Annotated in this window: 21 protein-coding genes; 13 read left to right on the top strand and 8 right to left on the bottom strand. The window is 66.5% G+C overall.

Translation table 11 applies throughout. The annotated features are described in order from the left end of the window. Positions 1-93: 93 nt before the first annotated feature. The 7 genes from FXO18_RS02010 (at position 94) to FXO18_RS01980 (ending at position 6,498) form a co-directional block, all read left to right on the top strand. Positions 94-1,227 (top strand): sensor histidine kinase, encoded by a 1,134-nt coding sequence (locus FXO18_RS02010; RefSeq protein ID WP_149359390.1) that lies wholly within the window; start codon positions 94-96, stop codon positions 1,225-1,227. After that, positions 1,224-1,880 carry a response regulator gene (locus FXO18_RS02005; protein ID WP_149359389.1) on the top strand — a complete coding sequence of 219 codons (657 nt, stop codon included), beginning with the start codon at positions 1,224-1,226 and terminating at the stop codon, positions 1,878-1,880. Before FXO18_RS02010 ends, FXO18_RS02005 begins: the two co-directional genes overlap by 4 nt. A 101-nt stretch (positions 1,881-1,981) precedes the next feature. After that, the gene (locus FXO18_RS02000; protein WP_149360052.1) at positions 1,982-2,278 is read left to right on the top strand and encodes a DUF6403 family protein; all 297 of its coding nucleotides are present in this window, start codon (positions 1,982-1,984) and stop codon (positions 2,276-2,278) included. Continuing rightward, the gene (locus FXO18_RS01995; RefSeq protein ID WP_149359388.1) at positions 2,271-3,605 is read left to right on the top strand and encodes a hypothetical protein; all 1,335 of its coding nucleotides are present in this window, start codon (positions 2,271-2,273) and stop codon (positions 3,603-3,605) included. Before FXO18_RS02000 ends, FXO18_RS01995 begins: the two co-directional genes overlap by 8 nt. Next, positions 3,602-4,522 (top strand): hypothetical protein, encoded by a 921-nt coding sequence (locus tag FXO18_RS01990; protein ID WP_223114433.1) that lies wholly within the window; start codon positions 3,602-3,604, stop codon positions 4,520-4,522. The genes FXO18_RS01995 and FXO18_RS01990 overlap by 4 nt, the downstream gene beginning before the upstream one ends. 251 nt (positions 4,523-4,773) lie before the next feature. After that, complete coding sequence (locus tag FXO18_RS01985; RefSeq protein ID WP_149359387.1) at positions 4,774-5,394, top strand: HD domain-containing protein; 621 nt, start codon at positions 4,774-4,776, stop codon at positions 5,392-5,394. 54 nt (positions 5,395-5,448) lie between these two features. Continuing rightward, on the top strand, positions 5,449-6,498 hold the full coding sequence (locus FXO18_RS01980) for a hypothetical protein (protein WP_149359386.1): 1,050 nt from the start codon (positions 5,449-5,451) through the stop codon (positions 6,496-6,498). A gap of 43 nt (positions 6,499-6,541) precedes the next feature. Here the strand turns inward: FXO18_RS01980 and FXO18_RS01975 are convergent, their stop codons facing one another. Next, a complete protein-coding gene (locus FXO18_RS01975) occupies positions 6,542-7,426 on the bottom strand; it encodes a hypothetical protein (RefSeq protein ID WP_149359385.1) in 885 nt (294 codons plus the stop codon). A gap of 36 nt (positions 7,427-7,462) precedes the next feature. Beyond that, on the bottom strand, positions 7,463-8,260 hold the full coding sequence (locus FXO18_RS01970) for a pentapeptide repeat-containing protein (protein WP_235900390.1): 798 nt from the start codon (positions 8,258-8,260) through the stop codon (positions 7,463-7,465). Positions 8,261-8,632: 372 nt separating this feature from the next. Here FXO18_RS01970 and FXO18_RS01965 point away from each other — a divergent pair, with 372 nt between their 5' ends. Then, a complete protein-coding gene (locus FXO18_RS01965; protein ID WP_149359383.1) occupies positions 8,633-8,956 on the top strand; it encodes a thioredoxin family protein in 324 nt (107 codons plus the stop codon). Between the two features lie 25 nt (positions 8,957-8,981). Here the strand turns inward: FXO18_RS01965 and FXO18_RS01960 are convergent, their stop codons facing one another. Next, the gene (locus FXO18_RS01960) at positions 8,982-9,452 is read right to left on the bottom strand and encodes a winged helix-turn-helix transcriptional regulator (protein ID WP_149359382.1); all 471 of its coding nucleotides are present in this window, start codon (positions 9,450-9,452) and stop codon (positions 8,982-8,984) included. 149 nt (positions 9,453-9,601) lie between these two features. Between FXO18_RS01960 and FXO18_RS01955 the strand changes: the two genes are divergently transcribed. Next, positions 9,602-10,570, top strand: coding sequence for an NADP-dependent oxidoreductase (locus FXO18_RS01955; RefSeq protein ID WP_149359381.1), 969 nt, complete (start codon positions 9,602-9,604; stop codon positions 10,568-10,570). Positions 10,571-10,582: 12 nt separating this feature from the next. After that, positions 10,583-11,425 carry an alpha/beta fold hydrolase gene (locus FXO18_RS01950; protein ID WP_149359380.1) on the top strand — a complete coding sequence of 281 codons (843 nt, stop codon included), beginning with the start codon at positions 10,583-10,585 and terminating at the stop codon, positions 11,423-11,425. Positions 11,426-11,432: 7 nt separating this feature from the next. Here FXO18_RS01950 and pip read toward each other — a convergent pair whose 3' ends face one another. Further along, complete coding sequence (gene pip, locus FXO18_RS01945) at positions 11,433-12,425, bottom strand: prolyl aminopeptidase (protein ID WP_235900389.1); 993 nt, start codon at positions 12,423-12,425, stop codon at positions 11,433-11,435. Between the two features lie 52 nt (positions 12,426-12,477). Here pip and FXO18_RS01940 point away from each other — a divergent pair, with 52 nt between their 5' ends. Further along, the gene (locus tag FXO18_RS01940; protein WP_149359378.1) at positions 12,478-13,989 is read left to right on the top strand and encodes a hypothetical protein; all 1,512 of its coding nucleotides are present in this window, start codon (positions 12,478-12,480) and stop codon (positions 13,987-13,989) included. A 45-nt stretch (positions 13,990-14,034) separates the two neighbouring features. Here FXO18_RS01940 and FXO18_RS01935 read toward each other — a convergent pair whose 3' ends face one another. Continuing rightward, positions 14,035-14,913, bottom strand: a complete 879-nt coding sequence (locus tag FXO18_RS01935) for a hypothetical protein (RefSeq protein WP_149359377.1) — start codon at positions 14,911-14,913, stop codon at positions 14,035-14,037. A gap of 246 nt (positions 14,914-15,159) precedes the next feature. On the opposite strand from FXO18_RS01935, the gene FXO18_RS01930 reads away from it, so the two are divergent. After that, positions 15,160-15,351, top strand: coding sequence for a hypothetical protein (locus FXO18_RS01930; protein WP_149359376.1), 192 nt, complete (start codon positions 15,160-15,162; stop codon positions 15,349-15,351). Positions 15,352-15,494: 143 nt separating this feature from the next. On the opposite strand, the gene FXO18_RS01925 is transcribed toward FXO18_RS01930, so the two are convergent. Together FXO18_RS01925 and FXO18_RS01920 are read right to left on the bottom strand one after the other, a co-directional pair. Beyond that, positions 15,495-16,421 carry a trypsin-like serine peptidase gene (locus tag FXO18_RS01925; RefSeq protein ID WP_149359375.1) on the bottom strand — a complete coding sequence of 309 codons (927 nt, stop codon included), beginning with the start codon at positions 16,419-16,421 and terminating at the stop codon, positions 15,495-15,497. Between the two features lie 197 nt (positions 16,422-16,618). Next, positions 16,619-17,458 carry a F510_1955 family glycosylhydrolase gene (locus FXO18_RS01920; protein ID WP_149359374.1) on the bottom strand — a complete coding sequence of 280 codons (840 nt, stop codon included), beginning with the start codon at positions 17,456-17,458 and terminating at the stop codon, positions 16,619-16,621. A 1,105-nt stretch (positions 17,459-18,563) separates the two neighbouring features. Between FXO18_RS01920 and FXO18_RS01915 the strand changes: the two genes are divergently transcribed. Next, entirely contained in the window at positions 18,564-19,505 is a 942-nt protein-coding gene (locus FXO18_RS01915; RefSeq protein WP_235900388.1) for a hypothetical protein, read from the top strand. 15 nt (positions 19,506-19,520) lie between these two features. Here the strand turns inward: FXO18_RS01915 and FXO18_RS01910 are convergent, their stop codons facing one another. Next, positions 19,521-20,810, bottom strand: a complete 1,290-nt coding sequence (locus FXO18_RS01910) for a condensation domain-containing protein (RefSeq protein WP_149359373.1) — start codon at positions 20,808-20,810, stop codon at positions 19,521-19,523. Positions 20,811-20,854 lie beyond the last annotated feature (44 nt).

Raw genomic sequence — 20,854 nt, 5'->3', positions numbered from 1 at the left:
AACCGCGGCCGCCGTCGTCTGCCTCCAGACCGATCTTGCGGGTACGCCTGCAGGCAGATGTGCGCGCCGCATCGTGGTCGTAACATGATCGCCGTGGAGTGGACCAGGCGCCTCAAGCGCGTGAACCCGTTGCTGGTCGACGGTGTTGTCGCGGTGCTCATCGGCGTCGTCGAGGTCCTTCCGCTGGCCGCGGCCGATCCTCCGCCCGCGGCGCTGGTGCTGGCGCTGCTCATCCCGCTGCCGCTGGTCGTGCGACGGAGGGCGCCGCTGGTCGTGCTCGTCGCGGTGCTCGCTGGTGAAGTGCTGTACGCGGCGCTCGGCTACCCGTATCCCGGCCTGGGCATGGCGGTGGCCCTCGCGATGTACAGCGTGGGCGCGCACGCTGAAAGAAACCGCTCGCTACCCGCGCTGGTCGGAACATGGGCCGTGATGACCGCCCTGACGGCGTTCACGGAGTGGGCGCTGATCGACCTTCTCGTCGCCGGGGTCGTCACCCTCGCCGCATGGATGCTCGGCGACAGCCACCGGGCGCGCCGGGTGACCATCGCCGCCCTCGAGGAGCGCACCGCGCAGCTGGAGGACGCGCAGAGCCAGCTGGCGGCGCAGGCGGTGGCCGCGGAGCGCGCCCGCATCGCTCGCGAGCTGCATGATGTGGTGGCCCACAGCATCAGCGCCATTGCTGTGCAGTCCGGTGTCGGAGCACACCTCATTGACACCAAGCCGGAGCAGGCCCGCGCCGCGCTCGTCAGCATTTCCGACATCAGCCGCCAGGCGCTCGATGAGCTTCGCCGCATGCTCGGGGTCCTCCGAGAGGAGGGCCCGGACCAGCTGCGCCCGGCACCAGGCCTCAACGATCTCCCGTGGCTGTTCGAGCAAGCCGAGCGAGCAGGATTGCGGTTGCGGCTCGCCATCGATCTCGACGGGTGCGAGGTGCCGGATGCCTTGGCCCTGACGGTCTATCGCATCGTGCAGGAGGCGCTGACCAACGTCGCCAAGCACGCTGGTCCCACCGACGTGCAGCTCTCGATCGGGTGCCACGGCGGGGAGCTGCTCATCGAGGTGCGCAACGCGCGGACTGGCCGTCCTGCAAGCGTCGGCGGTGCCGGCGTTGGCCTGCTAGGGATGCAGGAGCGCGTGAAGCTGTTCGACGGCTCGCTCGAGCATGGCGACGACGGTGGCGACTTCCGCATCACCGCGCGACTTCCACTGCCCGCGGTGATGACATGACGATCCGGGTCATAGTGGCCGACGACCAGGCGCTAGTGCGGTCGGGGTTCAGCATGCTGCTCGCCTCCGCTGACGACATCAGCGTCGTCGCCGAGGCCAGCAACGGCCAGGAGGCCGTGGACCTCGCCCGCCGCCTCCTGCCCGACGTGGTGCTGATGGACATCAGGATGCCGGTGATGGACGGCCTCGAGGCGACTCGCGAGATCGCTGCCACCTCGGCCACGTCCTCGGTGCGGGTGCTGATGCTGACCACCTTCGGGCTCGATGAGTACGTCTACGGCGCGCTGCGGGCCGGGGCCAGCGGGTTCCTGCTGAAGGACACCCGCCCTCATGAACTCCTCGATGCCGTCCGGGTGATCGCCGCGGGCGAGGCACTGCTATCGCCCAGTGTTACCCGCACATTGATCGCCGAGTTCGTCCGCTCACCAGAATCGCGCCGCCCCACACCGAAGGCACTGGAATCGTTGACCGATAGGGAGCGCGACGTCCTGGCCTTGGTCGCTGATGGGCTATCCAATGCCGAGATCGCTGAGCGGCTCGTCGTCAGCATCGGCACCGCCAAGACCCACGTCAGCCGCCTGCTGATGAAGCTGCACGCCCGAGATCGCGCCCAGCTCGTCGTCATCGCCTACCAGACAGGGTTCACGAGCTGATCCCTGCCTCAGCGCACCTCTCACGGGCTCGATCAGCTTGCGATCACAAGCACGCCTGGCACAATGCCTGGGAGCAACGCTGGGAGGGTGCGGTGGAATGGATGCTGTGGGTGGCCGGTGCCGCTCTGCTGGTGGCAGCGGGGTTCGGTGCCGCCTACGCACCCCGCGCGCGGGCGCGCGCCCTGCGTCGACGCACCGCCTGGTCGGCTGCCCGCGCCGCGGTCGAGGGCGCGGCGATCAGCCGAGACGCCGCCGCTCAACCAGTAGCGGAGGCGGAGGCGCTGTTCCACCGGGCCGAGCTGCTCGTCGCTGCCGACGGCGGAATCACGGCCGCCTCCGAAGCAGAGCAGTGCGCCGTCCGCGCCGACCTATTGTGGCGGGCGGCGGCCGATGCGTGAACATCTTTCCTGGATCCGATGGGCATTCCTTGCCGTCGCCATCGCCGTTCTCGTTGTCTTCCTCGTCGCGCAGCGCCAGAGCCAGAGCGTGGATGTCAGTTACGGCCAGTCACCGTCGGCGAAGGATGGGGTCATGGACGGCGACCCGATCGAACTGACCGATCACGCCATCCCGTCGACCGCGGAGATCCAGGCGATGGCCGACGAGCAACGCGTGGTGCGACTCCCGGGGGCGATCGCGCACTGGGACGAGAAGCTGGTCTCGGAGGCTCTCGGAGACAATGAACCCAAGATCGTTATCGCGCCACCCGGCCTGACCCCGGACCAGAAGGCCCAGATCAGCGAGGTCGACGACATCGACTTCCAGATCATCGGTACCAGCGTCGTCAGCGGGATCACCGGCGCGCGCCACGACGACATCCCCGGCTGGCGCGGCGAGTACGCGACCGGCGACGTCACCAGCTTGATGCTGGCGCTCATCGCGGTGGAGCGGGACGAGACCATCCCGGACGATGTCGACGTTCTCGAGCGCCGCGCGCCCACCGGTCCCGAGCTGGCCGCCGTCGTCGCCGATCTGAGCGCGGGACGCCCGCACCTCGCTGCCGGCACGACTTTGGACACGGCACCGGATAGTGCCCACCGGGCGTTCCCCGACAGCGAGCTCCTGGTCGCAGCGTTCCCTCGGCAGGAGTTCGGCGAACCCATGCCCGAGTACGGCCCCGCGCTCGCTGAACGCTTCCCCGGGCAGCCCATCGTGGTGATGCACGGCAATTGGATCGAGTACCACGGCCCGCAGGCCGACGAGTTCGCCGAGATCGCTTCCGCAAGCTTCTACGCGCAGTTCGGCAGCCGACTGAGCCGCTGGGACTACCCGCAGCAGAACATCCTCAATGCCTACTTGAACCGAGTGACCGACATCCGCTACTCCGGTGTGTTCGACCGTCCGCTCCCGTACCAGCCATTCGACCCGATGCGCGTGGCCATGCCCGCATTGCCGTGGCTGTTCGGCGCCAGCGTCCTGGTGTTCCTCGCCCTCTCCGCGCGCCAGGTGCTCGGCCCAGGCGCACGGCCACCCCGCGCCGCGCCTGCCCGCCTCGCGCTCCTCAACACGCTCGCCATCGAGATCTCCGGGCTTTCCTACGACCCAGCGCTGGCTCGCGGCATCCAGCAGCTCCAGGCCGCGTCGTCAGCACTCGACGAGGGCCTTCTGCTGCCCCACGTCGAGCGCTTCATCGGCAAGGCCGGAGCCGAGCTCGACGAGACCGCGCGCAACATCGGCCGGGAAGATCTGCGCCCGCGCAACTACGTGGCAGGCGGTGTCGAGTGAGCACTGCACGGATCAAGGACTTCCTCCGCACACCGTTCGGCATCGCGGTCATCGCGCTGGTAGCGCTCACGGGATGGGCACTATGGACCGCGGGGCTCCTCGACAACGACTTGCAGCGCGCAGCCCGATCCGGCTCGGTCCATGCCGCCGACGGAGTCGATCTCGATACCGACGAAGCCGCCACGATCATCGGCAACCGGAGGCTCTTCGTGGGCTTCCTCGAGCCGGGCGCCGACCTCGGTGACGCATGCGATCAGATCGCCGGTCCCGCGAAAGGGACGCTCGCTCTGCTGCTGAGCCAGGACGGCGACGAGGACTACGACACCTACGGATGCTCGCAACTCCCTGGCGCGGGCGACGCGAACCTCGGCCAGGCATTCGTCGCTGAGTCCCAGATCAGGCAAGGCATCGACGTATTCGCCGAGCGCCCGCTCGAAGCGATCAAGGTCATCGTCGTCAACTACGACATGCTCGTCAAAGCCGATATCGTGCCTGATCACGCGCGCACCATCAGCCCCTCATTGCCGCGATACCTCATCGCGCTCGCTGCCGTCGCCGCCGTCCTCGGCGGATCCGCCCTCGCCTACCTGACCGCGCGCCGCGCGGGCAAGCTCGCCGCGCAGCGTGCCCAGGGCCGCGCCATGACCAACGATGCGCAGTCATCGCTCGATGCTCACGCAGCAGTGCTGGCGCGGCAGATCATCGACCTCGACCGGCGCTACTCGGGAAGCGCCCCGCACCTGGACTCTGGCACCAAGTACCGCGCCATCGTGTCCGACTACACCGCGCTCCTCGACGACCTGGCCGCAGAGCATGGCTCCGTCGAGGATCTGGCGAATCGAGTAGACGAACTCGTGGACCGTTGCCGGGCACTCGAGCGGGCAAGCCGCCCACCCTTCTCGCACAAGCCACGGTGACCTGTCCCGATCCACCTTTTCGGTAAGGCCTGACCGCGGAAGAACAAAATTTGTCGTACCCCTATGCCACGATGAATCTTGTCAGGAGCCGACGGGGTTTGTTCTCCCCTCCACCGAGGTTCACCGGCACTATGCGCACTGTCCCATCGAGCATTGCGTGATGGGTCCGCCATTCTGATTGGCGGCCGCGCCGGCTAGTGCTCGATCTCGTTCTCCTCGACACCAGACCATCCCGATGAAAGGTGATGATTGTGACCGAGCAGACCCAGAAGATCGATCCGGTACGGCTGGCCGAGGCAGTGGCGTTCGCGGCCGATAAGCACAGTGAACAATCCCGCAAGCGCGCGGAGGGGGATGAGCGTCCGCGTATCCCCTACATCAGTCACCTGATGGCAGTCTCGGGGATGGTCATCGAGGACGGCGGCGACACCGACGAGGCCATCGCGGGCTTGCTGCACGACTACATCGAGGACATCGATGAGAACGGGGCCGACGAGCTCGAGCAGCGATTCTGCGTGCGTATTCGCGACATCGTGCTCGGCTGCTCCGGCCCGAAGAAGGAGCAGATCCCCGACTTCCGGACCCGCAAGCAGACCTACCTCGATCACCTCACCACCACCCGCGACGCAGGAACCGTGCGCGTCTCCCTCGCCGACAAGGTCCACAACGCACGCTCGACCGTCAGCGACCTCGAGACCGACGGCCCATCGGTGTGGGACCGGTTCAATGCCGGAGTCGAGGACCAGCTGTGGTGGTACAGCTCGCTCTCCGCCGCATACACCGACCACGCGAAGGACGGTCGCGCTGATGAGCAGCGGGCCGCGGAACTGCGTCGCCTCGTCGCGCGGATGAAGGAAATCAGCGGGAAGTAACCATCAGCGCCGGGGGACAACGGTAGCGACAACTATTCAGGGGGAGACATGAGAATGCCCAGCGGACCAGGCGACACCGAAGCATTCTGGCAGGCGCGCTCCGAAAGCAACCCGGATCGATGGATCACCGTCGATGCCGAAGGAGCATGGCGCGCAGATGCCGTCACCACCGCTGAGTTCGATAGGTACCTGCCGAGCGATGGCATCACCTGGAGCGAGCACAGCGAGGAGCCGATAGAGCTCGGCTTCCTCTACTACTACCGGCCCAGGTCACGCCACGATCACCTGGCCCTAGGTCACCTTGTGTCGATGGTGCTGCCCACGCCGGTGGCCTACTCGGGCTATCCGCCGCCACTGCCACCAGTGCCGCTCGATGGCGTCGTGACCCACGAAGAGACCCTTCGCTACCACGAGGCAGACGAAAAGCACCGCAAGGTTCACCGCGCCTGGCTCCGCAGAAAGCGGCTCGCCCTCAAGCGGCAGCAGGAGGCATCGATCCCACCCCAGCCTGAGGAGCCCGTCATGGATTCAACTGACTACCTGCCTGCTGAGGAACTCGGCGCCTACCTGGCGCGGCACCGCCCACCGGGCATCCAGTCGCTCGACGTGCCCATCACCCCGCAAGGCCCCAGCGGCCTCACACGGTTCAGCGACGCCATGCGCACCGTCCTGCACGCCATCGTCTCCGACTGGCCCGCGGGCGTCGTCTTCGTGGTGAGCTTCGACGGGGACTCCCGCTACGTGCAAGGCATGTACCACCCGACGTCCTGGTTGATCGAGTTCGGCAAGCAACCACCCGCAGTGATGCGAGCAGCCTTGTCGGACGGATGGATCGATCCCGATACGATCCCGGAACAGCACACCGACTTCGTCAGCCGCAAGGAATGGCTGCACAACCTCGTCCAGGAACTCGACTGGCACGTCGACGGACTGCCCGTGATCGCGGGCACGCTGGAGAAAGCCGCCTACGAATACATCGGCGCGCAACCCCACGACACCTACTACCTGCAGATCTTCCGCGCACAAGGCGGGGGAGACGACGATGAGGACGTTCTCGTCGCACCCGTCGACGAGGTGGACGCGAAGGAGAAAGTTCTCACCTGAGGATTGCGTGGGGAAGCGGCCAACGAATGCTCTCTCCTGCTGCTCAATCCAGTTGGGCCAGAAGCTCACCGGACGCTTGCATCGGTACCACGCCATCAGCGAGAACGCGTCGGCAACCGTCGAGCTCGACCACCATCGCGAGGCCGCCGCCATCGCCGGGGAACCGCATCATCGAGGCAACAGTCCTCGTAGCGACCTCGCTGCATGGGCCGTAGAACGGTTCGAGCGGTTCAGTGAAGCGGGCGTAGTCGATGCGCCCGCCCGCGAACGTTGTCGCGCCGGAACCTGTTTGCTGATACGTGCAGGTGCGGCCAACGTGGAACGGCTCCGTGCGCGGGGGGCTCTCTCCAGGAACTGGCACCGGCTGGGCACCGTCGCAACCAAGCCACCGAGCAGCCGAATCCGGGGCGAACCGCACGGCATGCTCGACGCGCTCGATCTGCTCGAGCGCCCGGATCTCGAGAATCGCCGCGAACCTATGTAGTCCACACTCGTCGAGCGGTGGCCTCGCGCGCACTGCGCTTCCGGCTGCATCGATCAGCCACAAGTCCGGTGCGCGCGAGCCACTGTGCGCGACGCACTCCTTCTGCGCGCGATCCCGCCCATTGAGCAACCGGATCGCCGTGGACAGGTCGCCTTCCCATCGATACTCGTTGAACGTGGCGGTCATGTCCTCGCTGACCTCGCGGGCCAGATCACGATCGCACGTGATCGCGCGGACCGGCTCGAAGCCGTCGGGCACCGCGCCCGGCCGCGCGTCCGATGCGGGGAGCAGCTCAGCAGGCGGGATGGCTCCGTAGTGCTCGGCCTCCGCAGGTATGGCGCACACTGCTTCGCCGACAACCTCCGCGACCTGCCGTGGCTCGTTCCCGCACGCAGCACCCGCCACTAGCAGGGTTGCAGCGAGCAAGACCGCGGATCGACGCATCGTCACAGGGTATGGCACAGGGGCGCCACGCCCTCGCTACCAGTGAGCGGGTTGCTCAAGCGCAGGGGGCAGCTTCGTGGCCGAATCGCCCTTGGCCGCGTTGAGCTGCGCCTGGACCAGGAACAACGCACCGGTCAGATCAGCCCCGCGGATGTCGGCACCCCGCAGATCGGCACCGATCAAATCTGCTTGGCGCAGATCCGCTCCGCGCAGGTTGGCGGCGATGAGAAGCGCACCGCGCAAGCTCGCACCTCGCAGATCGGCACCAGGCATCTTTGCACCCATCAGATCGGCCCCGCGAAGGTTCCTCGTGCTGCCCGGAACCGTGGCTCGCGCGAGGTCGCTGGCCCGCAGCAGCAGCGCGTTGACCTCACCGCGCAGCGCGTTCACATCGAGCTCGAGAATCGACTCGGCACTACCACGCGTCAGGGCATCGAGGGAGTCCAGCGACCGGCGCAGATCCGCGTGGATCGGGCGAGCCGGGGCGAGATCAAGCGCCTCGGTGACGTACCAGACCAGCTCATGCACGTGCCGCATCACGGGAAAGACCGCGAACATCAAGGACGCCGAATCGGGGTCTTGCCGCCAATCGACGCCACCAAAGGTCACCTGTGACACCTTTTGCCCCGCACCGAAGCAGTCGAAAACCGTGCAACCAGCGAACCCTTTCTCCCGCAGCTGTCCGTGGATTCCGCAGAGAAAGTCCGATCGCAGGTTCGTGCATGGCGTGCCCGCAGGCTTGCTGACGGCGAAGTCGGCGGAACGCGCGAAAGGAAGAGCCGCGCAGCACAGTCCGAAGCAGTTGGCGCAGTCAGCCTGCAGATCCTTGCCCACCAGACCGGACGATGCTGGTGTCCGATCGCGCGTGCCATCGGAATCGCGCTGCTCGCGCCCCGGCGAGGGGGGAGGCCTGTTGTGAGGTGACACCGTGCATGCTCCTGACTGACGACGAGCATCGCGGTCACGTTGCTCCGAGCTTGCCGTCATTGTCGCAGAGAACAAGAAGTGGGGCGGCGCGGCTAGAGCGGGGCGCGCTGGGTCTATTCCCCTGGCGGGGAGCCGCGCGGCCGTTACGGCAACTACTCCGCTGAGCACATCAGCGGACCGTGGTACCGGTACACCTATACGCTCGCCTAGCCTGATCTTCGCGCGGTCCATGCAGCGGTCATACGATGGAGGCAAGCCCCGAGCGGAGGAGGCAGGACAATGCCAGCCATAGCCCAAGTCGGCAATTCAGATTTCTGGACGAAGGTCCGCGACAGCGAGGCACCTGCCATCGTCGAGTTCTGGGGTCCGTGGTGCGGCTTGTGCCGGGCATTCACGCCGACGCTCGAGCAGTTCGCCGAGGACAACGCGGGGCAGCTCCATGTCTTCGGGGTCCACGTGGGCAATGAGCCGGATATCGCGGCGGAGTACGGGGTGACCTCGACGCCGACGACACTGGTGTTCGACAAGGGCCAGGTCGTGCGGACCATGAAGGGCGTGCGATCGCGCGCGGAACTCGATGCGGAGCTCGCCGAGTTCTTGTGACGGCGGGCGAGCAGTGCTCCCGGTTCTAGGCTCCGCGCTCCGCGTCCTCGTCCAGCAATCCGGGGCCGGGTGCCAGCTCGATATCGCGCGCGGTGAGCTCGCTTCCGCAGCAGTCGCATTCGAGGCGCACGTGTGCCTCGCCGGAGCAGCCGCGGTGCTGGTAGTGCACGGGCGGGCCCTGGGGCGCCATGTAGTCGTCGCCCCAGTCCTTGATGGCCATGAGGATGGGGTAGAGGTCATGCCCCTTCTCGGTGAGGCGGTACTCGTCGTGAGCGCTGCCCGGGGCTTTCTGCTTGACTAGGATCGCGTGGTCGACGAGCCGGTCGAGGCGGTCCTGCAGGCGGCTGCGCGAGATGCCGAGCGCGCGCTGGAACTCGTTGAAGCGCCGGATGCCGGTGAACGAGGCTTTGAGCACCAGCAGTGTCCAGCGGTCGCCGAGGATCACCAGGGGCCGGGTGATCGAGCAGGGGAAGTCGGCGAGGTCGTCGTAGCGCATGCATCGATCCTACCTGGATGGTTTTAAAACGAGACTAGTCGTGCTAGCGTTCAGTCTCGAAATAGAACCACTTTGCGTGGTTCGCTGATCGCGACCAGCACGCTCGGTGCGCATCAGCAGCGAACAGTCGAGCAGCAACAGGAGAATCCATGATGGATGCGGTGTACTTCGAGCAGCACGGAGGCCCCGAGGTCCTGCGCTACGGGCCACGCCCCACGCCCCGGCCCGCGCCCGACCAGGTCCTCATCGAGGCGCACGCGGTGGGAGTCAACCCCCGCGACTGGATGCTGCGGCAAGGCACCTACGTCGGCCGCCCGCTCGTCGGTCGATTGCCGATCATCCCGGGCAGCGACGTCTCCGGCGTGGTCGCCGAAGTGGGGGAGAAGGTGCAGGGCTTCACGGTCGGCGACGAGGTCTTCGCCATGCAGAGCCAGCTCGGGCACATGGGCGGCTACGCCCAGTACATGGCGGTCAAGGCCTCCTGCGTGGCGCTCAAGCCCAAGGAGATCAGCCATGTCGCTGCCGCCGCCGTACCCGTGGCGGGGCTGACCGCATGGCAGAGCCTGTTCGGCATCGCCCGGATCGGCCCCGGCGACAAGGTGGTGGTCGTGGGCGCTTCCGGAGGCGTCGGTCACTACGCGGTCCAGCTCGCCCACCATGCCGGCGCACACGTCACCGCCGTATGCAGCACGGCCAACGCCGACTTCGTCCGAGGCCTCGGGGCAGACGAGGTCATCGACTACACCACGCAGCAGTTCACCGACGTCGTCAGCGGCCAGGACCTGGTCTTCGACACCCTCGGCAAGGAAAGCCTCGACAGCTGCCGCGATGTGCTCAAGCGCGATGGGCTGTACATCACAACGGTGCCCGATCTCGGCACCATCGCCCGCTGGGCACAGACCAGCCTGCGCTCCCGCATTCTCGGAGGCCAGCGCGCATCCGTCATCACGGTCAAGGCACGAGGCAACGAACTGAGCGAGCTCGCCGACCTCATGGTGCACGGACACCTCCGATCCGTCGTCGACAGCGTCTACCCCCTCACCGACGCGGCCGAGGCGCACCGCAAGAGCCGCACCTTCCGCACCCGCGGCAAGCTCGTGCTCCAGGTCCGCGACTAGGAACCCACCACGATGATCTCCGAACGCCGCGCCGAATATGCCGGCTACAGCACACGCGCGCTGCACTGCGACGGGGACGGGGACGGCCCCACGATCGTGCTGCTGCACGGCATCTTCGACAGCGCTGACACCTGGACAGGGGTACTGTCCGAGCTGGCCAGCCTCGGCCGCCGAGCGATCGCCGTGGACCTCCCTGGATACGGCCACGCCGATCGTCGGCGCCCGGGCCCCGGACTACCGCAGCTCGAGGCCTTCGTCACGGACCTGCTCACGACCGAAGCACGCACGCAACCCGCCGTCGTCGCCGGAAACTCGCTCGGCGCGGCCCTCGCCGTCCGGGCATCACTCGCAGGGGACTTGCCGATCCGCAGCACCATCGCGATCGACGTCGCGGGCCTCGGCTACCGTCCATTGATCGAGGCAACGATCGGGAAGTACTCGCCACCAGCCACAGTCCTGGGCCGCCTCCCGTATCCCCAGCAGGCAACCCGCGGCCCCGCCGCCAACCGCCTCATAGCGCGAGCCCTCTACGCCCGAGCCGACGCCGCCGACCCGGCCGTCGTGGCACGCTTCGCCGAACGCGCGGGCGATCGCCGCGAGCTCGCGCTCGTCGCCGCAGAGGGACGCGCGATGCTCCGTGAGCTCAGCGCCATGCCCCCAGCAGGCGAGACGCCACCGATGCTGATCCTCCACGGACGCCACGACTTCCTCGTCCCACCATCCGCCTCGATACGCTTGCATCGCCGCTACCCCGGGAGCGAGCTAGCGATCCTCGACCACTGCGGGCACTGCCCCCAGCTCGACGACCCGCGCCTCATCGCGGAACTCATCACCAGCTTCGCCCCGGATGGATGAACCTGGGTCACCGCCTGGCGGCAGAATCTCCGACAAGCAGGGCTAGCTCGGCAGCAGCCTCAACCGCCGCCTCATGCATGCGCGCACCACCGGTATGCCCGATGCCCCTCAGTACACGGAGATCCGCTCCCGGCCAGGCCTGCGCGACGCTCCACGCGGTTCGCAGGGGTGCAGCAAGGTCGAGCGCGCCATGCAGCAGGACGGCAGGAATGCCATACAGGACGCGCATGTTGTCGAGCAACTGACCCGGTGCCAGCCAAGCGTCGTGCGCGAAATAGTGGGTACAGATCCGCACGAATGCCAAGGTGTCCCGGTCTGGTCTCGCGCTGTACGCGCCGGGAGCACCGTCGACCTCATGCGCGATAACAGCATCTTCCCACGCGCACCAGCCGCGAGCCGCAGCCTGGCGTGCCGTCTCATCAGCGCTCTCGATCAACCGGTGGTAGGCGATGACCAGGTCACCGTCACGCTGGCCCTCGGGCACACCATCCCTGAAGGCCTCCCACTGTGCGGGCAGCAAACGTCCCACGCCTCGATAGAGCCACTCGATCTCATCGCGAGTCGTGGTGGTCACCCCCATGAGAAGTATTGCGCTGACCCGACGCAGATGGGCCTGGGCATAGGCGAGAATCAGCGTCGAGCCCCACGACCCGCCTGCCAGCATCCAGCGTTCGATCCTCAAGTGCTCACGTAGCGCCTCCATGTCGCTGACCAAATGGTCCGTCGTGTTGACAGCAAGCGACACTCCCGCATCTGATGCGTGCGGCTCGCTTCTCCCGCAACCGCGCTGGTCAACCTGGATGATTCGGTAGCACGAAGGGTCGAAGAACCGGCGAGCACCAGCACTACTGCCACTGCCCGGTCCGCCATGCACGACGAGCACGGGGATGCCCAGGGGATTTCCGCTGATCTGCCAGAAGATCCGCTGTCCGCATCCGACACCGAGAAAGCCCTGCTCGTGAGGGGACAGCGGGGGATGCAAGCGAGAGAGCCGGGTCACCTTTACGACCCTACTGCGATACATTCAGGACCATGACACTCCCGAAGGGCGCATGAGGAACCGACGCACGCTGGTCGTGCTAATCGACGAGATCGCGATCGGGGACGGCGACATTCCGCCGCCTCAAATCAATGCAGTGATCAAGTTCCCGCTCCGGTTCATCGAGCTACCACCATCCGACGGCCACGTCGTGACCATCAACGCAGTCCTCGAACCCAGCGATCGTGACCCGATCTGGCAATACACCGGTGCCAACACTCCTCGCCGGTGGCAGTGGGAAGGTCTCTTGCGCGGCGACGGCTGGACCGCGTCCTGGCGCGGCTTCCGTCCCCTGACGGGTCGAGTCGAGATCACGGGCCGCTTCTACGGCGTCATGGGCTATGACACCAGTGGGCGCGCGCGTGGGCGGGTGACCCGAGTCCAGCTGGTGACCGAAAGGTTCCGGCGCGCGACTAGGACCAGTGCCTGGCTGTTGGTGCCGGGTCATCGCACGCTGCGCGATGTGCAGGAAGCACCACGGTTCTTCGACCTCTTCAGCATGGGCGAGGACGACGTCAAGGAGGTGGACCGTGGGGTAGGTGCGCTTGTTGATCTCGACCTCGACGATGTGCCTGCGCTACCGGCCCGTCCGCGCATCGTGCCTGGCGACGTGTCAGCCTCCGGGGACATTTTATGGGGCGTGGACCAGGAGCTCCCGCTCGTCGCCAGCATCGACGGACGCCATATCGCGACCGAGCACATCCTCCCAGGTCCGATCGGTTCTCCGCGACGTGTGTGGGCAACGCCCAGTGGTTGCTGGGTCGGTGGCAGCGACGGAACATACTGGTGCTCACCTGGCGAGGCGCCCCGCCAGGTGAGCAAGGACCCGGTGCATGCGGGAGCAGTAGCGGGGGAGGCATTCCTCGCCTGCGCCCCGGGCGGAACCTGGTGGCTGCACTCAGGGGGGTGTGGCCCCACCGCGGTGAACGTCCCGGATTGCGTCGTTCGGTCTGTCGCCGTCGCGGAGGGCGGATTCCTCGCTTTTGTCAGCCAAAGACCTCGTGAGGCTGGCGCGATGCACTACCTCCTGCGGGTATCGATCACGGGCGAGGTAACCGTTGGACCAGAGCTACGGAACTTTTCCTGGCGGGGCGGCCGTCCCTATCTCGCCGGAGAACCACTCCGAATGTTCCAGGGGGACACCGTGGCCGAGGTGCTGCCCGACCTGACCATCGGCCAGGTGCAACGCCTAGGCGGCAAGCAGTTCACCGCAGGCCAGGTCGGAGAGTTCATCTGGACGGTCGGGCATCCGCCAAACGGCACGGGCGACTCGGGATGGTGGCCTCTGCCAGGCCCGACCACCTACGACCGGACCGAGCAGTTCTGGCTGTTCACCCTCCTCGACGCGACAACGCTCGAACCAGTGCGGAGCACACCGATATTCAGCACGAACCCCAACGTGACCATCGACGGCAGCGGCACCGTCTGGATCATCGCCCGGGGGGTCCAGCAGATCCCCACCGAATCGATGCAGTGGCCGATTCGGCTCGATGTCGCGGAGCTCCTCGGGCAGGCCAGTGGTTGAGGGTGGCTACGCGGACTCGAGCGCGGCCCGTTGGAGGCAGCAGGACTACACCCAGACATACCCGAACGCGCCTGGCTCTCTCTTTCGCAGGCGCCGATCTCCGCCGGATTCCTGGATGTCAAGGCTGATGTGGTCCATCAGCGTTGGTGCGCCACGCCATAGAGCCGGGGCTCCGTCGCGGGTGAACGCTGAGAAGCGCCTGGCGAAGACCACACCAGGGAAGCGCCCGACCGCGAAGGTGACGATGAGCTTCGCGGTCGGGAACCACCCGTCGATCTCGACATCGAGCAGACCCTGCTGCTGGTTCTCATGGATCAGGCGGGCACGTTCGAGCTCGAGCCACTCATCTGGATCACCCATCTCGGGCGGCGCGACCACTGGCACCTCGGGCGCGGCCAGCGCTGCCACACTGACTTCGTGCATGTCGATGCTCCCAGGCGTTTCCAACGAACCGGCGTCTGTGCGGTAGAGCCCGTATGTGGTGGAGATCCAAAGCTGACCAGTGCTGGGCTGCACTGCGAGATCCTTCGGATGCCCCGGCGCGGTCGCCCAGCTAGTCGGCCTCGCCAAGCGTGGGTCGAGGCGAAAATAGTTGAACTCGACTCCTCGAGGTGCTACCAGGCCCGCAAAGGCAGGATCCCTATACGGGCGGGCCACGGGATCCGGCGTCCTCGCCAGCCATGGTCCGTCCTTCTGGATATACGGACCATGGCTGGCGTCGAAGGGAAGCGCGCTGACGGGAAGCAGGTTGTCATCGAGCACCTGCGAGCGCCGATACTGATGGGATAGGGCCAGCGGCGCATCGTGGTCGACAAGAGCGACGTCGCCCAGGCTCCAGTATGGTCGCGGCCATGGCGCGCCCAGCGTGACGGTTCCGTCGGTGCCGATACGAGCACACTGCGGGCCGGGGGAGTTCTCCGCCAAGGACGGTACGTTGGGGCCACCGCGCATGAATGTGAGGAAGCCGCCGCGTGCCGGTCCCAGGCTCTCGACCGGTGCCGGCAGTTCCGCGGTAGCGAAATGCCCCTCCACGGTGCGGAGCTCTACATGGCACGGGTTCGTCCCGCTTGGGCCGCCATAACGGCACGCAGTGGCGAGCACGCCGCCTGTCAGCGCTGATCTCGTAACCGGAGACGGGTCGAGGGCGCGGACGACGCCCTGGTGATCGCAATGAGCGATCCCGTCGCTACCCGCGATCCAGCACCCGGATTCATCGGCCCACAGCTGACGCCAGGGGGATCCTCTCTGGCCGTGCACATGGCCCGGCACAGCGTGCTCGAGGAGCGAGCCATCAGTACTTCGACGGAGCAAGAGCGGGGAGCTGGCATCAAGCAGCCAGAGCGCATCTTCGTGGGCGGATAGCGGTCCTGCTATGAAAGGCCTGGTGAAGCCCGCATGAGCAGCTAGCGGAATGTGCTTGCTGCTCATGCGCCTTTCGTCATGTCGCGATCACTCATGCCGCTCACTCTAGCGGCTGAGCACGCGCCAGGGGCCGGGAGCGACGCCTAGCGTCCTAGTCCGGAGAGGCTTCCGGTGTCAGGCGTGGGCGCTGGTGGCACGGTCGGAGTGTCGTCGAGGTTGTACTCGGCCGTCGCCCACGCATCGGCCTGCTGGATCAGATCGGGAACGACGTCGCTGATGCGCGAGCCGCCGTTGCTGTTGAGCACCGTGATGATCTTCGCCTCGCCGTCGGAGAACGCCAGGTATGGGCCGCCGCTCGAGCCGCCACCGACCCAGCATTCGGTCTGGTCAGTGACCCGGCTGATCGCTCCGCGTCCCTTGTCTGGGTGGTAGGTGTAATCACCAATGCAGATGGACTGCCGCAGACCATCGTAGGGGGATGGGCCGGGGTAGCCGATGAACGATCCGCGCACGACCTCCCCAGCTTCGAGGCCGGGATGGATCTTCAGCCCACCTCCGGTGAGGTCCGCGATCCGCTTGCCATCCTGGGGACGGATGACCAGCACGGCAACATCCGGGACTGATCCATCGACCGGGCCGGGCGAGGAGAACTTCTTGTCGATATACCATCCGCCGTAGGGTTGCTGGCCTTCCTCGGCGGCGGGCGCGAACTTCACCGTGGTGCCGGGCTTGATGTTCACCGTGCAGTGGTCGGCTGTGATGGCGAGGGTGCGAGTGGCCGACTCGAGGACCGATGCGGTGCAGCCCGAGGGCCCGAAGTTCTCACCGACGTACATGGAGCCGATCTTCCGGGAGATCTCGTTCGCGGTGTAGGGGGTTTGCACGAAGTAGCCGCCCGTGCCGTTGGTGCGGAGCTCGCCCTGCTCGTCATGCTGGAGGCGGTCCGACAGCGGCGCGCCTTCCGGGGAAGGCTGGTCGGCCGAGTCCGCGGAGGCGGGCACGGCAGACAGCGCGAAGGCTGCCGCGACGGCGGTGGCACATGCTGCGCGCAGGCGATGACTGGATCTCACAGGAGTCCTCGTTCCAGGATATGGATGAATGTCGTTGTGGAGCAGTCGATCTCGGCTCGACCATCGTTGTCAGTATGGTCGAATAACACGAGGGAGTGTTGCAAAATCGAGGAAACTCCACGGCCCGAAACGCCGGACCCGCGCGGCAGCAGGGGGAGCACGCCACGGCACGTTGATCGAGCCACCATCAACCACCGTCAGCCGAGGTGCCGGAACACCTTGAAATCCCCTCCGTCCGAGGATCGGAAGATCGAGTGCTCGGTCGCGACAAGGATCTCCCCATCGGCAGAGGCGAACAGCGCTTGCGGCCGGTCGGTGAGCGCTTCCCGCTCCTGCCACGTTTCGCCGGAGTCGGAGCTGATGTACACAGTGCTCTCCGCATCAACAGCCACGAGAGGACCGTTCTCGGGCCAGCTGAGCAGCACGAGCGACGGCGCACCGGGAACCGGTTCGAATGTCTTTCCCTCGTCGCGGCTGCGCGCGAGCCCGTCGGGAGTCGTCGCCAGGATCTCGTCATTGTCCAGCGGTGACACCGCGATGTCGTAAGCGGACAGCTCCGTCAGCACGGTCCAGGTCTTGTTATCCGTGCTCGACAACAGCTGGCCAGAGACACTGTTCAGCCCCAGGACTCGGCCGTTCTGATGCTCGAGCGCATGGAAATCGGCCTCGCCCTCCAGCGAGAGCGTGTCCCATGTGCGGCCGCCGTCGGTGCTCTCGATCAGACCCAGGTGCGGGTCCATGCCCGGCGCTCGCTCCGCGGGGTGGCCGCTGCCCAGGAAGTGGTCGGCTCCGACAACAGTGAAGCCCATATAGTCATCGGTGTTCTCGCTGATGAGCTCCAGATCTCCCTCAGCGGCAACACGGTAGACACCGTGATGGGTGCCCGCGTAGACCTCTCCGTCAGCGGGGTTGATCGCGATCCCGTGGATGTGCGCGAGGGCCTCGGTCGAGCCTCCGCCGCTGGCACCCGAGGAACAACCGGCAGCGGCTATCCCGGCCACCGCTGCCATGGCTACGGCTGCGCGCAACACCTTCATCAGAATCCTCCAATAGCTGTGGGCACATCATCAAGGCCACACGCGTGACCACGCAGATGCGGCAACCGGTGACAGGTGCCGATTGTGCCAGTTCCGCAGGAGACAGGGGATCGCGCCGCCACTGCGCGCGATAGGCCCGAGGAGTGACGGCCGCCCAAGCGCTGCCACTCAATCGTGTCCGCGGTTCGCCGTGCACTACTGCGCATGATGCTGAAATGACTGTCGCGATCGACCAGGCCTACGGCTCGAAACGTCGCGATGCGTCCTGATGGCTCCCGGTCGGTTTCCAGGAGCCGACCGCCAGAGGCCTGGGCGCCTAGACATGGAGGCAGCAGGCATGCGGTCGCGGCGATGGGCATGACGTGCGCTGCGCAGCGTGGCGCCCGATGAAGCACCAGGGGTAGCCCGCGCGAGTTCTACTTAACATAATGTAGATTATCGGCTATATATCTGTGGTGGCCAGGAAGCGGTGCGCAGCGCCGACGCAATGTTGCAAGAACCGGGTATTGCGCGCTGCGCGCCCGATTCCGACCCTTAGGGTCTGGTTTCGCACCGATGCTGCCACAACGCGCTCCGCCGCCGGTTGGTTTCTTGTCATCGCCGCTGCGGGCTGGTTCATCCAGTCGCCCGCATGATGATGCACTGGCATGGACGACGATGTTGCGCGCCGGTTCAACGGCTGCATCGAGCGTCGCGCCGTGCGCCCAGGCGTCGACCCGACTTCGACGCCGCTTGAGTGCCTTGCCGAGCAACACCGAAGTCGATCGACTTGGAACGCCAGAGCCTTCCGCGAGGCTGAACTGGCTCCAGCCACCGAATGGCCCCGCCAGTCGGTCCAACGTCCAAAATTCCCCTCGCGGCCGGTCCTGGGCCTCTTCCTGGCCTTGCTGCCACCCATGATGATTACGTCACTGTGACGCATTGCCTTGGCGGCCTACCGGGCAATCTGCGAGTGAATGTCAATAGCTTGGGTCTCGAATGGCGCGATCCGTTGACATACGCTCGCAGATTCCGATCACACCGCCCCTCGGAACCATCCCGCACAGTCAAGCCACCCACCCGCCGCGCGTAGTGTCAACCGTGCCCCCGGCCGTCGATGAAGAGGATGACTATGCAGGAACTCGTGGTGCTGAGCATGCTGGCACGCCAGATCGTGGCTGTCTCCCCCGACGGCCGCGATATACGCGTTCTCGTGGATAACACCCCGGAGGCTCCGGACGGCATTGTCGTCGACCAAGCACGCGGCCACATCTACTGGACCAACATGGGCACGCCCGATCCCGGTTCGCCGCCCGGCCAGGAGCCGAAGTTCTTCGCCCGCAATGGCTCGATCGAACGCGTTGACCTCGATGGTTCCAACCGGCGCACCATCATCCCGCGCGGCACGTTCACCACCGGCAAGCAGCTCGCAGCAGATTTCGACGCTGGCCACTTGTACTGGTGCGACCGCGAGGGCATGCGAGTGATGCGCTGCGAACTCGACGGATCGCGCATCGAGACGCTGGTCATCGCGGGCCGCGGCGAGGATGCGCGCGATCCGCGTCACCACTGCGTGGGCATCGCCATCGACACCCAGGCCCGCCAGCTGTACTGGACGCAGAAGGGCGCGCCGAAGGCTGGTCAGGGACGGATCTTCCGCGCATCCCTGGACATGCCACAAGGCCGCACCGCTGAGGATCGGGACGACATCCTCGTGCTGCGGGAGAACCTGCCCGAGCCAATCGATCTGCATCTCGATCGCAGCGATCCCGACGCTGGCCTGCGGCTGGTGTGGACGGATCGGGGCGCGGCACCGGACGGCAACAGCCTGAACCGTGCAGTCCTCTCCCCTGCCCTGGAGCCGCGCGAGCTCCGGCAGCACGAGCTCCTCGCGCGCGGATTCACCGAGGCCATCGGACTCGCCACCGCGGACGGCGCCACCTTCTACGTAACGAGCCTGCGGGGCGGCACCATCCGCGCGGTGAATGTGGACACCGGTGAGGACCGCACCATCGTCACGCTGGAACCGGGCCTCACCGGCATCGCCCTCGCGGAGCTACCTGCTTGAGCTGCCTCCGGGCCGCTAGCCCCCGGTGATCGTTTCGACATAGAGGTCGGCGAAGCGCTGCACGGCGTCGTTGCTCAGGTACTTGCGGATGCCGCGGAACGTGACGAACAGTTCCTTGCCCACACCCGCGAGCCCGACGCCGGGGCTCATGACGTCGCCGAAGCAGGGCGGGCTGAACCACACCTCGGTGACCTCGCCCGCATCGCCGAAGCCGGGCAGGCTCATGCGGCCCACGTTCGACAGGACGGTCGTCTCGACGAACTGGTGCTGCACGAGCGGCAGCATGCTGGCGAGGTTTTTCTTGAGGATGACGGGCAGCATGTTGCCGCGGTCGAGGACGTCGACGATCCAGCCCGCGGCACCGTTCTCCTTCAGCTTCTTCGTGCGATCACGCACAACCATTGTCGCTTCGGCGAGATCGCGCGGCACCGAGGTGGGGACGACGATGGCGAGGAAGCTTGCGTAGTTGGAAATGACTTCCGTGGACCATTCCGCGGGCCGCATGTTGACCGGCATCATGATGGACACGGAGTCGCCGATCTTCTCGCCGTGCGCCTCGTTCCAGCGCAGCACGGTCAGTGCTTGCGCGGCGAGAGCCACATCGTTGATCGTCGCGCCCTTCGGCTTGCTGGCAACGATCCCAGCGGTTTGCTCGGCGGTCAGCGTGACGGCAGCGAAGGTGTAGCCGGGCTCGGCCGGGTCGCCACCATCGCTCGCTACCCGGGTCACGCGCTTGCGTTCCATCGTGTCCTGCGCGAGCTTCTGCGCCCGAGGGATCACATCGCTGAAGGAACGGGCACCGGCGATGGCACGCAGGTCGCGGGCCTCCTCGATGGGCGGACCACCCGCGATGTCCTCAGCACCCGAGTAGGCGCGGGCCACCGAGGTGAGGAACCGCACCGCGCCCATGCCGTCGAATCCGGCGTGATGGAAGTTGAACATCAAGTAGTCGCCGCCGGGGTGCCGCACGAGCGCTACATGGAACAACGGGCTGCGCGCGAGATCCGGCGCGCGCGATTGGAGCCTGTCGCGCACCACGCCCACCGGCTCATCCGTCACCTCGAGAGCAAGGTGATCAGCGCTGTCGGCGATCTCCCACGTCACACGGGTGGAGGAAAGCCGCGGCGGCGCTAGCCTGGCGCGGGCGAGCGGATGGGTTGCCACGGCTTGCCTCAGCGCGCCGCGCAGCCGCTCCTCCTCGAGGGTGCCCGATACCCTCACCTCGAATTGCACCGACATGATGACCTTCGAAGCAAGGTTGATGAAGGCCTCATCAAGGGATGTGACCGTGAGGGTTTGCGCCATGCGTGTCTCCTTGCCGGTGTCTTCCTGCCATCGTAGGCAGAAGA

This window comes from Lolliginicoccus suaedae (assembly GCF_008312885.1).
GTDB lineage: Bacteria > Actinomycetota > Actinomycetes > Mycobacteriales > Mycobacteriaceae > Lolliginicoccus > Lolliginicoccus suaedae.
This window is presented reverse-complemented; position numbering and strand designations above follow the sequence as displayed.

What these genes read in the sequence shown, in the direction of transcription:
- FXO18_RS01980 (WP_149359386.1), top strand. Translation starts at nt 5,449, where the DNA reads ATGCCCAGCGGACCAGGCGACACCGAAGCATTCTGGCAGGCGCGCTCC.
- FXO18_RS01920 (WP_149359374.1), bottom strand. Translation starts at nt 17,458, where the DNA reads ATGAAGGTGTTGCGCGCAGCCGTAGCCATGGCAGCGGTGGCCGGGATA.
- FXO18_RS01950 (WP_149359380.1), top strand. Translation starts at nt 10,583, where the DNA reads ATGATCTCCGAACGCCGCGCCGAATATGCCGGCTACAGCACACGCGCG.
- FXO18_RS01910 (WP_149359373.1), bottom strand. Translation starts at nt 20,810, where the DNA reads ATGGCGCAAACCCTCACGGTCACATCCCTTGATGAGGCCTTCATCAAC.
- FXO18_RS01965 (WP_149359383.1), top strand. Translation starts at nt 8,633, where the DNA reads ATGCCAGCCATAGCCCAAGTCGGCAATTCAGATTTCTGGACGAAGGTC.
- FXO18_RS01930 (WP_149359376.1), top strand. Translation starts at nt 15,160, where the DNA reads ATGAGCGATCCCGTCGCTACCCGCGATCCAGCACCCGGATTCATCGGC.
- FXO18_RS01940 (WP_149359378.1), top strand. Translation starts at nt 12,478, where the DNA reads ATGAGGAACCGACGCACGCTGGTCGTGCTAATCGACGAGATCGCGATC.
- FXO18_RS01975 (WP_149359385.1), bottom strand. Translation starts at nt 7,426, where the DNA reads ATGCGTCGATCCGCGGTCTTGCTCGCTGCAACCCTGCTAGTGGCGGGT.
- FXO18_RS01955 (WP_149359381.1), top strand. Translation starts at nt 9,602, where the DNA reads ATGATGGATGCGGTGTACTTCGAGCAGCACGGAGGCCCCGAGGTCCTG.
- FXO18_RS02005 (WP_149359389.1), top strand. Translation starts at nt 1,224, where the DNA reads ATGACGATCCGGGTCATAGTGGCCGACGACCAGGCGCTAGTGCGGTCG.
- FXO18_RS01995 (WP_149359388.1), top strand. Translation starts at nt 2,271, where the DNA reads ATGCGTGAACATCTTTCCTGGATCCGATGGGCATTCCTTGCCGTCGCC.
- FXO18_RS01960 (WP_149359382.1), bottom strand. Translation starts at nt 9,452, where the DNA reads ATGCGCTACGACGACCTCGCCGACTTCCCCTGCTCGATCACCCGGCCC.
- FXO18_RS02000 (WP_149360052.1), top strand. Translation starts at nt 1,982, where the DNA reads ATGCTGTGGGTGGCCGGTGCCGCTCTGCTGGTGGCAGCGGGGTTCGGT.
- FXO18_RS01915 (WP_235900388.1), top strand. Translation starts at nt 18,564, where the DNA reads ATGACTATGCAGGAACTCGTGGTGCTGAGCATGCTGGCACGCCAGATC.